At 59.9% G+C, this 14,024-nt stretch carries 17 protein-coding genes and 1 tRNA gene; 6 read left to right on the plus strand and 12 right to left on the minus strand.

The window, feature by feature from the left end; translation table 11 throughout:
• Nucleotides 1-6: 6 nt before the first annotated feature.
• Nucleotides 7-417: a hydroxyisourate hydrolase gene (uraH, locus tag OPU96_RS05920; protein WP_226456352.1), complete on the plus strand. Its 411-nt coding sequence runs from the start codon at nucleotides 7-9 to the stop codon at nucleotides 415-417.
• Nucleotides 418-474: 57 nt separating this feature from the next.
• On the opposite strand, the gene OPU96_RS05925 is transcribed toward uraH, so the two are convergent.
• Nucleotides 475-1,635: a cytochrome P450 gene (locus OPU96_RS05925; RefSeq protein ID WP_226456353.1), complete on the minus strand. Its 1,161-nt coding sequence runs from the start codon at nucleotides 1,633-1,635 to the stop codon at nucleotides 475-477.
• A gap of 74 nt (nucleotides 1,636-1,709) precedes the next feature.
• On the opposite strand from OPU96_RS05925, the gene OPU96_RS05930 reads away from it, so the two are divergent.
• The 3 genes from OPU96_RS05930 (at nucleotide 1,710) to OPU96_RS05940 (ending at nucleotide 3,410) form a co-directional block, all read left to right on the plus strand.
• A complete protein-coding gene (locus tag OPU96_RS05930) occupies nucleotides 1,710-2,477 on the plus strand; it encodes an ArsR/SmtB family transcription factor (RefSeq protein WP_498558839.1) in 768 nt (255 codons plus the stop codon).
• Between the two features lie 142 nt (nucleotides 2,478-2,619).
• Nucleotides 2,620-3,159, plus strand: coding sequence for a hypothetical protein (locus OPU96_RS05935; protein ID WP_498558840.1), 540 nt, complete (start codon nucleotides 2,620-2,622; stop codon nucleotides 3,157-3,159).
• Nucleotides 3,160-3,212: 53 nt separating this feature from the next.
• Nucleotides 3,213-3,410, plus strand: coding sequence for a hypothetical protein (locus OPU96_RS05940; protein ID WP_226456356.1), 198 nt, complete (start codon nucleotides 3,213-3,215; stop codon nucleotides 3,408-3,410).
• Nucleotides 3,411-3,480: 70 nt separating this feature from the next.
• Here OPU96_RS05940 and OPU96_RS05945 read toward each other — a convergent pair.
• Nucleotides 3,481-3,571 (minus strand) — tRNA-Ser (locus tag OPU96_RS05945).
• A 152-nt stretch (nucleotides 3,572-3,723) separates the two neighbouring features.
• Here OPU96_RS05945 and OPU96_RS05950 point away from each other — a divergent pair.
• Nucleotides 3,724-4,395 carry a Bax inhibitor-1/YccA family protein gene (locus OPU96_RS05950; protein ID WP_192296518.1) on the plus strand — a complete coding sequence of 224 codons (672 nt, stop codon included), beginning with the start codon at nucleotides 3,724-3,726 and terminating at the stop codon, nucleotides 4,393-4,395.
• Nucleotides 4,396-4,457: 62 nt separating this feature from the next.
• Here OPU96_RS05950 and murB read toward each other — a convergent pair whose 3' ends face one another.
• From murB to OPU96_RS05990, 8 genes are read right to left on the minus strand one after another with little or no spacing between them, the layout of a single operon-like run.
• Nucleotides 4,458-5,477: a UDP-N-acetylmuramate dehydrogenase gene (murB, locus tag OPU96_RS05955; RefSeq protein ID WP_305391077.1), complete on the minus strand. Its 1,020-nt coding sequence runs from the start codon at nucleotides 5,475-5,477 to the stop codon at nucleotides 4,458-4,460.
• A complete protein-coding gene (locus tag OPU96_RS05960; RefSeq protein WP_226456358.1) occupies nucleotides 5,474-5,938 on the minus strand; it encodes a low molecular weight protein-tyrosine-phosphatase in 465 nt (154 codons plus the stop codon). The genes murB and OPU96_RS05960 overlap by 4 nt, the downstream gene beginning before the upstream one ends.
• Nucleotides 5,938-6,702 carry a 3-deoxy-manno-octulosonate cytidylyltransferase gene (kdsB, locus tag OPU96_RS05965; protein WP_498558841.1) on the minus strand — a complete coding sequence of 255 codons (765 nt, stop codon included), beginning with the start codon at nucleotides 6,700-6,702 and terminating at the stop codon, nucleotides 5,938-5,940. The genes OPU96_RS05960 and kdsB overlap by 1 nt, the downstream gene beginning before the upstream one ends.
• Nucleotides 6,699-6,884 (minus strand): Trm112 family protein, encoded by a 186-nt coding sequence (locus OPU96_RS05970; RefSeq protein ID WP_192296522.1) that lies wholly within the window; start codon nucleotides 6,882-6,884, stop codon nucleotides 6,699-6,701. The genes kdsB and OPU96_RS05970 overlap by 4 nt, the downstream gene beginning before the upstream one ends.
• A 24-nt stretch (nucleotides 6,885-6,908) precedes the next feature.
• Nucleotides 6,909-7,919, minus strand: a complete 1,011-nt coding sequence (gene lpxK / locus OPU96_RS05975; RefSeq protein ID WP_226456359.1) for a tetraacyldisaccharide 4'-kinase — start codon at nucleotides 7,917-7,919, stop codon at nucleotides 6,909-6,911.
• Nucleotides 7,919-8,347 (minus strand): flagellar polar localization protein PocB, encoded by a 429-nt coding sequence (gene pocB / locus OPU96_RS05980; RefSeq protein WP_192296524.1) that lies wholly within the window; start codon nucleotides 8,345-8,347, stop codon nucleotides 7,919-7,921. Before pocB ends, lpxK begins: the two co-directional genes overlap by 1 nt.
• A complete protein-coding gene (pocA, locus tag OPU96_RS05985; RefSeq protein WP_185706715.1) occupies nucleotides 8,344-8,979 on the minus strand; it encodes a flagellar polar localization protein PocA in 636 nt (211 codons plus the stop codon). The genes pocB and pocA overlap by 4 nt, the downstream gene beginning before the upstream one ends.
• Before the next feature lie 47 nt (nucleotides 8,980-9,026).
• Nucleotides 9,027-11,279, minus strand: coding sequence for a DNA internalization-related competence protein ComEC/Rec2 (locus OPU96_RS05990; protein WP_498558842.1), 2,253 nt, complete (start codon nucleotides 11,277-11,279; stop codon nucleotides 9,027-9,029).
• Between the two features lie 135 nt (nucleotides 11,280-11,414).
• Between OPU96_RS05990 and OPU96_RS05995 the strand changes: the two genes are divergently transcribed.
• Nucleotides 11,415-11,930: a DUF2062 domain-containing protein gene (locus OPU96_RS05995; protein WP_192296526.1), complete on the plus strand. Its 516-nt coding sequence runs from the start codon at nucleotides 11,415-11,417 to the stop codon at nucleotides 11,928-11,930.
• Here OPU96_RS05995 and OPU96_RS06000 read toward each other — a convergent pair.
• Together OPU96_RS06000 and OPU96_RS06005 are read right to left on the minus strand one after the other, a co-directional pair.
• Entirely contained in the window at nucleotides 11,916-13,304 is a 1,389-nt protein-coding gene (locus tag OPU96_RS06000) for a sensor histidine kinase (RefSeq protein ID WP_305391079.1), read from the minus strand. The two genes, OPU96_RS05995 and OPU96_RS06000, sit on opposite strands and share 15 nt — an antisense overlap.
• A complete protein-coding gene (locus tag OPU96_RS06005) occupies nucleotides 13,291-14,019 on the minus strand; it encodes a response regulator transcription factor (RefSeq protein ID WP_498558843.1) in 729 nt (242 codons plus the stop codon). The genes OPU96_RS06000 and OPU96_RS06005 overlap by 14 nt, the downstream gene beginning before the upstream one ends.
• Between the last annotated feature and the right edge of the window lie 5 nt (nucleotides 14,020-14,024).

Below are 14,024 nucleotides of genomic sequence, written 5' to 3' on the forward strand. Positions count from 1 at the left end.
ATCATCATGACTGGATTGAAAACATTCTTCGCTGGCGTTGTATTGAGTGTCGTATCGTCACTGGCATCAGCGGCAGGAAACCCGCTGAGCGTGCATGTCCTCAACTTACAAGATGGCCTGCCCTCCCCTGGTATCAATGTCACATTGGAAAAACAAGACGGTAAGAACTGGGACATGCTCAACAGCGCTTCGACAAATGAACAAGGTCGTATTCCCGGGCTATACCCCGAAGGTCAGGCTCTGGAGAAAGGCATCTACCGTGTAACCTTCAAGACAGGTGAGTGGTTCAAAGCGCATAAGATTCCAAGTTTCTTCCCTGAGGTACCGGTAATCTTTGAGGTAGACGGTGCCGTTGCGCACTACCACATTCCATTACTGCTCAGCCCCTATGGTTTCTCTACCTATAGAGGTAACTGAGCCTCTAACGGGGGCAGTCCAATGAGCTTGCAAGGTGTCTAGAGAATACGGGGCGATTCATTGCTGAGTTTCCCGATCACGATAAAAATGAGGTATGCGACCATTAAGGGAGGGCAAATAACTCCACCGATAAGGACGCGCAGAGGAGGCTGGTTGTCGATGCAGCCATGCCAAAATCGCCTCAGCGGCGATAGTCAATGCAAGTTGCTGGCCTGGACATTCATGTCGTCCTGATCCGAAGCTGAAGGTTCGTCGTTGCGTTCGTTTGACCAAGAGTCTATCGGGGTCTGGGTTCGCGTAGGAATCCCTATTGGCTGAAGCGAGTAACACTAGAACGGTATCGCCCGCCTCCAAGACGCTGCCCCCGATAGTGCATCGCTTAGCAACGAATCGCCGGGTGTTTTGCACGGGCGAGTCGTAACGCGCTACCTCTTCCACCAAGTCTGCAACGAGCATCTGCGTAGGTAGCATGTCTTTAATCAGATCAGGGTTACGATGGAGCGCTACAAGGGTATTGCCGATCAGGCCTGCGGTGGCTTCGCAGGTCTGTGACAACAGGCCGATCAGGTTAGCGATCAATTCATCATGATCTCTCCAGGCGGTGGCTTCGCATCCACTCCAGATATGGCTCAAGAAGCGGCTACTTTCATCGTCGTTGCTCAGCAGCGCGCTGACTAATTGACTAAGTCGGGTGGCCCCGGAATCAGCTTCACCGAGTTGAATTTCGTCGCTTAACGGCGACAGGCAGGCGACGAAATCCCTCGTCAGCCTCGCTACTTCCTGTAGCCGGTTGGATGGAAAGCCTATCAAAGCGGCAATAACGGAAACCGGTAACGTGAACATCAACTCATCTAGGTTGTCGACCGGGTTATCGAGGGTCTCGACCACACGTGACACGATGTCTGCGATGCTATCTGTTTGGACAGAGGCCAAGGCAGGTTCGATAACCATCCTGGGGCACAGGTGCTGTGGGCCTTCGTTCATGCGCATCAAACGACCGAAAATCATTCCTGCCACGCCTTGCGCAATGGCAGGAGGTATCGGCTCGTTTAGCGGACGCACCCGACAGTCTGGATGCCCCAGAATGGCTTCGACAGCTTCGGCACTACTTGCAATCCATAAACGAAGATCTGCATCGAATAGCAGGCCGTTTTGTCGCCTGAGACCTGAGTAATAAACGTAGGGATCAGTATGGGTAGCGGCTTCAAAAGGCGTCATTGCGTAAGTCCTGTTCACAAAGAACGGCTACTATCGAGCACCCCTCATGGTGACGATTCGCTCAGGAACGAAATATGGACGCTCGAAGCAATGACACCGCGATTTCTCGGGTAGCCGGCGCTATTGCCGAACCAGCGAGGACGAAAATGCTGTGTTCGCTGATGGACGGCCACGCCCGTACCAGTACCGAAATGGCCGTCATCGCCGACGTCAGTGCGTCCACGGCGAGCGCGCATTTGGCAAGGCTAAAAGAGGACGGGTTGGTAAAGTTGCACACGCAAGGCAGGCATCGTTACTACAGTCTGGCTGACGCGCAAGTGGCCCAGGCTATTGAGGCCCTCATGGTGATCAGCCAAAACGCACCTACACGATATGTGTCCACGACCCCAACCCGACTGCAGTTCGCGCGTACCTGTTATGACCACATGGCAGGAACACTGGCTGTACAACTGCACGATCATTTCGTGGAGTCAGGCTGGTTAACCGTGCCAGTTTCCGGGGAGTTGTATCAGCTTACGATGAGCGGCGAAAAAGCCATGACCGGGCTCGGTATCGAGATAGAAAAGGTAAGGGCACAGCGGCGTCGTTTCGCGTGCTCCTGCTTGGACTGGAGCATGCGGCGCCCTCATCTTGCCGGAGCACTCGGAGCGGCTTTTCTACAGACGGTCATAAGCCGCAAGTGGGTTATCCAAGACCTTGATAGTCGGGCACTCGCATTGACATCCAAGGGACGAAAGGAGCTGTCTGGCCTATTCGGGATCATTCTGGAAAACGATGAGAGGGAGAGATCAGTCGTGCGGAATGCGACACGACCCGCCGAACCGGCTTTGCCGGCACGATAATTACTTATTCCTTCAACTAAGCATCTATCGAGAAGCAGGCATTGCTTCGCGTGCCATATCGAAAATCAAGGTGTCTTGGCGGGACGCTTACCTTTTTCTGGATTTAAGCACCACCGGAGCTTCAACATCGAAGGATAGGGACATGAATCACATCTACAAAACGTTTCTACTACTTATGGGTATCGGTATTGCGGTGTTGTGCTCGATGAATGTCGAAGCTATAACGCGGGAAGAAATGCTCAAGCTCAATGCCGCGTACCCGCCCGGTAGTGTGGTTAGCTGTGAGACGCGGCTTGAAGGAAACGGGGAAAATTTATTGCCAACGCTCCTGAAAACTCGCGCGCACATCGAAGAAAGAACGGGGAACCTGACCCGTACTGATGTGAGCGTAACGTTTGTCCCACAGGGATCATCAACCACCACAATGACCGTGAATTACCAGTCGCGAGCAACCATGGAAGATGACGGTGAGTTAGTTGATATTGACCCAGATAGCCTAACTGTCTCATTCAGCCCTTCAAATCCAGCCAGCGAGTCCATTGTGGCGAACAAAATGCGCAGTACTCTCCCCCCTACTGGAAGCGATCTAAGGCTATACAAGACGGTAACAATCACCGATTTCCCTTCCTTCATAATCACTCCCCAAGATCAGCCTCCGATCTACTGTTTTAAGGAAGAATAAGCAGTGACACTTTGCATCATCGATGCCGTGTCAGACTTGGAATACGCTAGCCCTTGGTCGATCTGATGGAGTGGTCTGGGATTACTGAGCAGAGCGAGGCGATGACGCTGATTATTGGCGACGCGAACCTGCTGCTGGCACAGCGGACAGGAAATTACCAAGCGGGTTTACAGGAGGATCGGCGCGACCGCGAAGCCATCAAAATAGGAAAGTTCTGGGACACTTCCACAATAGTTATGGAATACCTATGAAAAGACGCCTCCCGCTTCCCGAATGCCAGAAACACAAAAGCCCCGCATTGCGGGGCTTTCGTATGAATCTTGGCGGGAAACCAGGGATTCGAACCCTGGGAACGCTATTAACGTTCGCCGGTTTTCAAGACCGGTGCATTCAACCACTCTGCCAATTTCCCTTTTGCATCACAGGATTAGAATAGACCATCCCGTCTCAGCGGGCGCCATAATACCCGAATGAAACACACTGTCAAACTCTCGCCATCGCTTGTTACAGAGCGTCTGTTATGATCTTTGCGACTGAACGTTTCAAAACTCAAGGAGTGTCGCCATGCGCGAACAGAATTACGCAGTGAATGGCAATGCGCAGGCTGAGCAGCTTGAAGTCAGCCGCGTATTGCGCAACACGTACGGCTTGCTCGCCCTTACCCTCGCATTCAGCGGCGTGATGGCGTTCGTGGCGCAGCAGATGCGTGTTGGTTATCCGAACATTTTTGTCGTGCTGATCGGCTTCTATGGTCTGTTTTTCCTGACCAACAAACTGCGCGATTCGGCCTGGGGCCTGGTGTCGGCGTTTGCCTTGACCGGTTTCATGGGCTTTATCCTCGGCCCGATCCTTAACCGCTACCTCGGCATGGCCGGCGGTGCGCAAGTGGTCAGTTCGGCGTTTGCCATGACCGCGCTGGTGTTTGGTGGCCTGTCGGCCTACGTGCTGGTCACCCGTAAGGACATGAGTTTCCTGGGCGGTTTCATCACCGCAGGCTTCTTCGTGCTGCTGGCAGCGGTGGTAGCTGGGATGTTCTTCCAGATCAGCGGCCTGCAGTTGGCGATCAGCGCGGGTTTTGTGCTGTTCTCCTCGGTGTGCATCCTGTTCCAGACCAGTGCGATCATCCACGGCGGTGAGCGTAACTACATCATGGCGACCATCAGCCTGTATGTGTCGATCTACAACCTGTTTATCAGCCTGTTGCAGATCTTCGGCATCATGAGCCGCGACGACTGATTTCAGCCGACACAAAAAAAGCCCCGTATCGAAAGATGCGGGGCTTTCTTGTTTTCAAGGGATCAGTACTGGTTGGGCTCCATCTCCAGGTCCACCTTGAAGCGTTCGGCAATGTCGCGCTGGATACGTAGCGCCAGGTCTGCAATATCGTGCCCGGTGGCGGCACCATAGTTGACCAGCACCAGCGCCTGCAGCTTGTGCACGCCCGCATCGCCATCCCGAAAGCCCTTCCAGCCAGCCTTGTCGATCAGCCAACCGGCAGCGAGTTTCATCTGCCCATCTGCCTGCGGGTAGGCCACAAGATCGGGGTATAAGGCTTGCAGTTCAGCCGCAAGGGCTTGGGAGACCAACGGGTTCTTGAAGAAGCTGCCAGCATTGCCCAGCTCTGCCGGGTCTGGCAGTTTTTCGCGGCGGATGCTGCAAATGGCGCGGCTCACATCGCTCGGTGTCGCCTCGGTGATCCCTTGCCCGGCCAGGCGCTGCTGCACCGGGCCGTAGTCGAGTTTCAGGTGGCTGACGCGGCTCAGGGCGAAACGCACGCGCAGGATCAGCCAGCGCCCGACTTCGTGTTTGAACAGGCTGTCACGATAGGCGAAGTTGCATTCCTCCAGGCTGAAATCCCGCAGTTCGCCGGTTTGGCGATCCAGGGCGGTCAGGCCGGCGAATACGTCTTTGATTTCTACGCCATAGGCGCCGATATTCTGCATCGGCGCGGCACCGACGGTGCCGGGGATCAGGCTGAGGTTTTCCAGGCCACAAAAGCCTTGCTCCAGGGTCCAGAGCACAAAGGGGTGCCAGGCCTCGCCTGCTTCGGCTTCAACGATCACCTGCTGGCCATCGTCCTGCAACACCCGAATACCTTGGGTGGCCATGCGCAACACCAGCGCCGGTATGTCCTGGGTCAGCAGCAAATTGCTGCCGCCGCCAATCACCAGCAGTGGCAGCGCCTGCGCGGCGGCGTAGGCCAGGGCCTCACGAACATCGGCGTCACTGCGGGCTTCGGCGAACAGTCGCGCGCGCACATCGATGCCAAAGCTGTTGAAGGGCTTGAGCGATACCTGCGCAAGCACGTGCAAGGTCATAACCGCCCCTTAATTTCGATCACCAATAGGTCACAGGCTTGCTCGATCAGGTCAAGGACCCGCTCAAAGCCTTGTTCGCCTTCGTAGTATGGGTCTGGCACCTCGTCGACCTCAGCGTCATAGCGGCGCAGGAACAAGTCCAGCTCTGCCTTGCCCTGCCCCGGCTGCAGCGCCTTGAGGTTGCGCAGGTTGCTGTGATCCATGGCCAGGATCAGGTCGTAGCGCGCGAAGTCGGCTCGACCGACCTGCTGCGCACGCTGTGCCGACAGGTCGTAGCCGCGCGCCAGCGCCGCACGCTGGCTGCGCTGGTCCGGCGGGTTGCCGACATGCCAGTCACCAGTGCCGGCGGACGCGACTTCAACCTGCCCGGCCAGCCCCGCATCGCGCAACTTCTGGCGCAACACGCCCTCGGCCGTTGGCGAGCGGCAGATGTTGCCCAGGCAGACGAACAGGACTTCCATCAGGCCCCCAACAGGCGACGGACGCGCTCAAGGTCTTCCGGCGTGTCGACACCGGCGGGCGGCGCTTCCAGGGCGTCGCCGACGTGGATGCGCACGCCGTGCCACAAGGCACGCAGTTGTTCCAGGGATTCGGTGTTTTCCAGCCAGCAGGGGCCCCAGCTGACGAAGTCATGCAGGAATCCGGCGCGGTAGGCGTAGATGCCGATGTGGCGGCGATACGGCACACCCTCCGGCAACGCGTCAGGATGCTTGGCGAAGGCGTCGCGCGCCCAAGGCAAGGTCGAGCGGCTGAAGGTCAGTGCCAGGCCGTTGATGTCGCTGACCACTTTCACCACGTTCGGGTTGAACAGCGTAGCGATGTCTTCAATCGGCTCAGCCAGCGTCGCCATGCGTGCTTCGCCGTGGGCAGCGAGGTTGGCAGCCACCTGGTCGATGACGCTTGGCGGGATCAGCGGCTCGTCGCCTTGTACGTTGACCACGATGGCATCGGGCGCCAGGCCCAGCTGCGTGGCCACTTCGGCCAAACGGTCAGTGCCGGAGTTGTGGTCTTCGCGGGTCAGCACTGCTTCGGCGCCGAAGCCTTGGCAGGCTTCGATGATGCGTGAGTCATCAGTGGCCACCACCACCCGCTCGGCGCTGCTCTTGCAGGCCTGTTCCCACACCAGCTGGATCATCGGCTTGTTGCCGATCAGTTGCAGCGGTTTGCCCGGCAAGCGGGTTGAGGCAAAGCGCGAAGGAATGACAACGGTAAAGGCGGTGGTCATTTATCCAGGCGCTCATCGGAGGTCAGGGTACGGGCTTCGCTTTCCAGCATGACCGGAATGCCATCACGGATCGGGAAAGCCAGGCCGGCGCCTTTGCTGATCAGCTCGGTTTTGTCGGCGCTGAGCTTGAGCGGGCCTTTGCAGATAGGGCAAGCGAGGATGTCGAGCAGTTTGGTGTCCATGAGTGTTTCCTGGAAAGAAGCGTTTTAAGGCAAGAGACGGGCGGGCAACAGACGCATCAGTTGCGTGTCGAACCAGGCGACGAACGCCGGCGACGGCACCGCATCCACCGCAAGATACCACCAGTCGGGCTGGGCAAAGGCGCGGCACTTGACCGCGTCCTTCTCGGTCATGACCAGCGGCAATGATGGCGTGAAATTCAAGACCTCTGCGCTGTAGGGCGCATGGTCGGCAAAAGCATGGGGGATCGGCTGCCAGTGTAGCGATTCAAGCGTGTTGAAGAAACGTTGCGGGTTGCCGATGCCGGCAACCGCGTGAACCTGCTGGCCAGACGAAAAATACTCGACCGATTGACGCTCACCGGTCTTCAAGTTGATCAACGCCGTGGGCTGTAGACGGAAGGCAAAGCCATCTTCGCGATCAGCGGTGGCACCGTTATAGAGCAGCGCATCCACGCTCTCAAGACGCTCCACCGGCTCGCGCAACGGCCCGGCAGGCAGGCAGCGGCGGTTGCCAAGGCCGCGCGCGGCGTCGATCAGCACCAGTTCCAGGTCGCGGGCCAGGCGATAGTGTTGCAGGCCGTCATCGGACAGGATCAAGTCCAGGGTTTCACTGGCCAGCAGCGCCTTGACTGCACGGCTGCGGTCGGGATCGATCATCAGCGGCACGCCACAACGCTGCACGATCAGCAGTGGCTCATCGCCAGCCACTGCAGCACTGTGACTGGCCTCGACCCGCCACGGCAACTGCGGTGGCTTGGCGCCATAACCCCGGCTGACCACCCCCACACGCAACCCGCTGCGACGGCAGTGCTCGATCAACCACAGGATCAACGGCGTCTTGCCGGTGCCGCCCACCGTGATATTGCCGACCACCACCACCGGCACCGGCGATTGATAGATCTCGCCCTCGCCCGCCAGGAAGCGCGCGCGCTTGCCCTGCACGACGCGGCGATACAGCGACTCCAGCGGGCGCAACAGCGACAGCGCCGGGTGCCCTTCATACCAGGCCTTGAGTAAACGATCGGACATAGCCATCAGGGTTGGCTCGCCGCCTCGACGGTACTCATTCGCAGATGGCTGAAACCGAGCTTGCCAGCAGCGTCCATCGCCGTGATCACCGCCTGATGCTGGGTCTTGCCATCGGCACTGATCGACAGCGGCATCTTGGTATCGCCGCCGGATTCTCGCTGCAAGGCATCCATCAGGCTGGCCAGGTCGTTTTTCTCCAGCACCTGGTTATTCACCGAAAACACCCCCTCGGCACTGATGGCGATGTCCAGTTGCTTGACCTGCTGGTCTTCTGCCGGCGAGCCGCTGACCGCTTCGGGCAAGTCGACGCGCAGCTCGGTCTGCCGGGTGAAGGTGGTGGTGACGACAAAAAACAGCAGCAGGATAAACACTACGTCGATCAACGACGCGAGGTTGATGTCGACGTTTTCCCGTTGCTTGCGGCGAAATTTCACGCTCGACCCTCGACCAGATCCACATCACGGTCGCCCTGTACCACTTCCACCAGCTTGATCGCCTCCTGCTCCATGCCCACCACCAATTCATCGATGCGCCGTTGCAGGAAACGGTGGAAGAACACCGAAGGAATCCCGACCATCAGGCCGGCGGCCGTGGTTATCAGTGCCTTGGAAATACCACCGGCCAGTACGGCAGCGTTGGTGGTCATGCCCGAGCCCATGAACGAACTGAAGATGTCGATCATGCCCAGCACGGTGCCCAGCAAACCGAGCAACGGGGCCATGGCGGCAATGGTGCCGAGGGCATTGATATAGCGCTCCAGCTCATGAATGACCCGGGCGGCGGCCTCCTCGATGCACTCCTTCATGATCTCGCGACCATGCTTGGAATTGGCCAGGCCGGCGGCGAGGATTTCACCTAGAGGTGAGTTGGCGCGCAGTTCCTTGAGTTTTTCCTTGTCGAGCTGCTTGTTCTTGATCCAGCCCCACACCTGCCCCAGCAGATGTTCGGGGGTGACGCGACTGGCGCGCAGGGTCCACAGGCGTTCGGCGACGATGCCGAGTGCGGCGATGGAGCTCATGATGATCGGCAACATCATCCAACCACCGGATTTGACCAATTCCCACACAGTGAATGTCCCCTCGAAAAAGTGCGCCACTTTACCATATCGGTTCGTCAGCGGGGTTCGCCGACCTTAGGCTCAAAGGGTAATGCATCACGCCAGAAACGACGTTGACTGCGCGCAACAATCGGCGGTGCGAAGGCGCCCAGTCGCAGACGCACGGCCCCTTGCTCGGCGCTGTCGTAGATCCGGCTACCCAGCGCCTGGTAGCGCTCCAGCACTTGCGGATGAGGATGGCCAAACGCATTGCCACGGCCGCGGGAGATCAACACCGAGTGGGGCGAAAGCCTTTGTACAAAGGGCCAGGACGAAGAACTGCGACTGCCATGGTGGGGTGCCTGCAGCCAGTCGGTCGCCACCGCCAGGGGTGACTCAAGCAAGGCCCGCTCGGCGGCGCGGTCAATATCGCCGGTCAGCAACAGGCGCTCGCCATTGGCCTGGACCTGCAACACACAGGACTTCGCGTTGCCTTCAACCGCGTCCGACCATTGCCACAACTCAAACGCCACGCCGTCCCACTCCCAACGCTCGCCGCTCACGCATGGCTGGGTCCCGAGGAATGTCGGCAACCTTTCGGTCTCGCCGCCCACTACCCGGCGGATGGCCAACCCACGGGCAACCGCGGCCGCACCACCGGCGTGGTCGACGTCGGCATGGCTCAGCAGCAGCATGTCCAACCGCCCTACCCCGAGCTTTTTCAACGCTGGCAACACCACGCTGGCGCCCAGATCGGACGCACCCGAACGCGGCCCCGCATCGTAAAGCAGGGTGTGCCGACGGGTGCGCAGGATCAATGCCTGACCCTGCCCGACATCCAACTGCAGCACCTCGACCTGCCCATGGGGCACTGATTCCCTGGGTGGAAACACCGCCAGCAACAGCATCGGCCAGCCCAGCAGCCGCAACGGCACGCCCTTGGGCAACAGCAACAACACCGCGCCCGACAGGCTGATCAGCCAGCAGCCCAGCGGCACCTCGGCCGGAGTCCAGGCCGGCAGTTGTTCCGCCAGCAACGCGAGGCCGCGAAACAGTCCGTCCAACGCAGCACCGGCCAGCCACAATAGATGCTCGCCCACCCATGGCAGCGGCAAGAGCGCAGTCCCGAGCAGCGCCAACGGCAACACCACCAGGCTGATCCAGGGCACCGCGAACAGGTTGGCCAACGGCGCGCTCAGGCTGATCGGCAGCCCCAGCGCCAGCAATACCGGAAACAAACCGAGTGCAATCAGCCACTGCGCACGGGTCCACGCCTGCCACACACTCCAAGCGCCCAAGCGCCCGCTGAACGCCAGCACCAACACGGCAACGGCCGCGAACGACAACCAGAATCCAGGCTGCAAACTGGCCAACGGCTCCAGCACCAATACCCCATTGAGCGCGAGCAGCAGCGGCCACCAGGCACCCAGATGGCGAAACCGCAAGCGCCACAGCAGCACCAGCCCGACCATCACGCAGGCACGCTGCACGGGCACACCGAACCCTGCCAGCAAGCCGTAGCCCAGCGCAGCGGCAAACGCCAAGCCACACGCCCACGGCAGCCAAGGCAGGGCCCGCGGCCAATAGCCGTAGCGCGCCAACCCGGCGACCAGCGCGTAGATCAACCCCGAGAGCAAACCAATGTGTTGGCCGGAAATCACCAGCAGGTGCACCGTGCCGGTGGCTTGCAATACCTGCCAATCCTGCGGCGCCAGTGCCGAACCGTCCCCCAGCACCAACGCCGCCAACCCAGCCTCGCGCCCCTGGGCATCCACGCTCGACAGGCGTTGGCGCACGCTGTCGCGCCAAGCGTTACGCGCAGGCGACAGGCGCATGCCATCCTTTACCGAGCCCGTGGCGCCAATACGATGGGCAAGCAACCAGGCCTCGCGGTCAAAGCCATGAAAATTAAGCAACCCCGCCGGCCGCTTGAGCGTGACCGCCACGCGCCAGCGTTCACCGCTGTGCACCGCCGGCCCAGCGTGCCAGGACACTTGGATACGCTTGGGCAACCGGGCATTGCGCGAGCGACTGTCGGCCAGCTCGAACCGTACACCGCTGCCAGTCTGCTGCGGCAACCCGACGACACGCCCTTCCAGCCAGCGTGTCTGCCCATCCAGTGCCGGCCTAAGGCGATCATCCAGCGCCCACTGCGCACTCAGGCACGCCCAACTCAAGCCGAATAGAAAGAACGCCAGGCAATAGGTGCGAAATGGCAACAACATCAACGCCACCACTGGCATGGCCAGCAGCAGGCCGACAGACGGCAACACCGGTAAAAAGCGCAGGGTCAACAACCCCAGTGCAAACGCGAACATCCCTGCTCTCATGGATCATCCCTTTCAAGTGATCCATTCAGTCTTAGCCGAGCGCCCGGTACTGCCTTTGATGTTTTGTCACAAAGTCTGAATTTTCTGTTTATAGAATGTGGGCATACTTGCCCCTCGATCTGACCTGGAAGCCTTATGCCTCGGCGCTTATTCAAACGGTACATGCCCGACCCCAGCAGTATCAGGGAACACAAGTCCTTACGATTCCTCGGCACGTTGCTGCATGACCCCAACCTCTGGCACCTCAACCGGCACTCGGTGGCACGGGCCATGGCCGTGGGTTTATTCGCGGCGTTTATCCCGATTCCGTTGCAGATGTTGTTGGCGGCGGTCCTGTCGATCACGGTGCGCGGCAACATGCCCATCGCCGTCAGCCTTGTGTGGCTGACCAATCCGATCACCATGCCGGTGGTGTTCTTTTGCACCTATTTGACCGGCGCCTGGCTGATGAATGTGCCGCCACGCAGCCTGCCCGACGACCTGACCTGGGAGTGGATCAGCGGCCAGCTGAGCACCCTGTGGCAGCCGTTCCTGCTGGGTTCAGTGGTATTGGGGTTGGTGTTGGGCGCGCTGGCCTATTGCCTGACCATGGGCTACTGGCGCTGGTGGGTGGCCCACCAATGGAAGAAGCGCAGACTACGTCGCGCTTGAGGCCTGGCGCGCCTGCAGGCGCAGGTGAATGCGCAGGCCTTGTCCGGTGTTTTGCGCCCACAGGCTGCCGTCCTGACGCTGCACGGCGTTGCGTGCGATGCTCAGGCCCAGGCCAAAGCCGCCGTCGCCGGGCCGCGAGCCATCCAGGCGGGTGAACGGCGCAAAGATACGCTCCAGATCGCGCTCATCGATACCACCGCCCTGATCCTCCAGCCACAAGTGCCAGTAATCCCCCTCGCGCCGCCCATCCAGGCTGACTGCACCCTCGGCGGGCGAATGGCGTATGGCATTGCGCAGGATATTCTCCAGGGCCTGGGCCAACGCGTTGAGGTTGCCGCGCACCCAGCAATCGGCGCCCAGCAGGCACGGCAGGCGCGATGCCGGCCAATCACTTTCAAAACAGGCGTTCTCACGCAACATGTCCCACAACGCCTGCACCTGAATGTCTTCCCGGGGCAGCGGCGCACGCTCGGTATCCAGCCAGGCGAGTTGCAGACTGTCCTCCACCAGGCGCTGCATTGCGTCGATCTCCCGGCTCAAGCGCTCACGCAGCTGCGTCAGATCCTGTTCGCTGTCGCACGCCACCCGCAGCCGGCTCAGCGGGGTGCGCAGTTCGTGGGACATGTCCCGCAGCAGTTGTTGCTGCAAGACCACCGTGCCCTGCAGGCGTTCGGACATGTGATCAAACGCACGCCCCAATTCGCCCAGCTCATCCTGGCGACTGATGGCCGCCTGGGACAACCGTGTATTCAACTGGTCGGCGCGCCAGGCATTGGCCTGCTCACGCAGTTGATTGAGGGGCATGATCAGCAGGCGATAGAGCCCGATGCACAGCAGCAACGTGAATAAACCGGGGATGACCCCATTGGTCACCACTCGCCAGAACACCTGGTAGCGCCCCGGCATAAAACGTTGCGGCAACTCGATCACCAGCGAACCCGCCTCCGGGTTCACCGGGAAGGGAATTTTCAACCACGGCAAGCCTTTCACATGCCGGCTGACCGGCCAGTCCAGCCCACGCAGGAACGTCAGGCGTTGACTTTCCTTGTCGCTCAACGGGTAGCTGCTCAAGGACTGCAAGTCATTGCCAATCACCCCGATCCAGGTGCGCTCACGCGTGCCCATCTGCTGCAGCCACGCATCAACCCCGGCGTGCCCACCGCGGTTCCAGGCCTGTTCGGCACCGACCGCGTAACCACTCAAGGTGATCCTCGCTTCGTCGGACAGGTACTGGTTCTTCTGCTCCATGTACCGACCCCAGGACCAACTGAGCCAGATCATCAACAAACAGAAGGCGATCAACAGGCACGCCAGTTTCCAGAATAACGAGTGCTTGCCCGGCAACCGCTGCAACGGACGTTCAAAGGCTGTCATCGGCACCGCTCAGCACATAGCCCTTGCCCCACACCGTGCGTACTTCGCGCTCGCCGTAGCCAACGGCCTTGAGCTTGCGGCGGATCTGGCTGATGTGCATGTCGAGGCTGCGATCATGGGGCGCATAGCCGCGCTGCAACACGTGCTGATAAAGGAAGGCTTTACTGAGGACTTCTTCACCGTTGCGGTGCAGGGTTTCCAGCAAGCGGTATTCGCTGCGCGTCAGCCCGGCCCACTGCTCCTGATAGAGAACGTCGCACAGCTCGTCGTCAAAACGCAGGGTGGGCGCATCGTCGCGCAGCGGTGAAAGGCTCGGCAACGGGCGGCGGTCGAGGGCCACCCGGCGCAGGATGGCTTCGATGCGCACGCGCAATTCGACCATACTGAACGGCTTGGGCAGATAGTCGTCCGCCCCCAGGCGAAAGCCACTGATACGATCGGCCTCGGCGCCCAGGGCCGACATCAGGATGACCGGGATCGAGTGGCTCTGGCGCAAATGCGTGAGGATCGACAAGCCATCCATCCCCGGCAGCAGAATATCCATCAGCACCACGTCGAACGCCTGGTCACGGGCCATTTGCAAGCCCTGCTGACCGTTCTGGCACCACGTCACCTGGAAACCACAGCGCCCCAAATGCTCGTGGACATAGGCGCCGAGCACAGGGTCATCTTCAATGGTCAGGATACTGGGTAGGCCAACTGCTGCGGGATTCATTAGCG

The organism is Pseudomonas sp. RP-B7 (assembly GCF_059803535.1).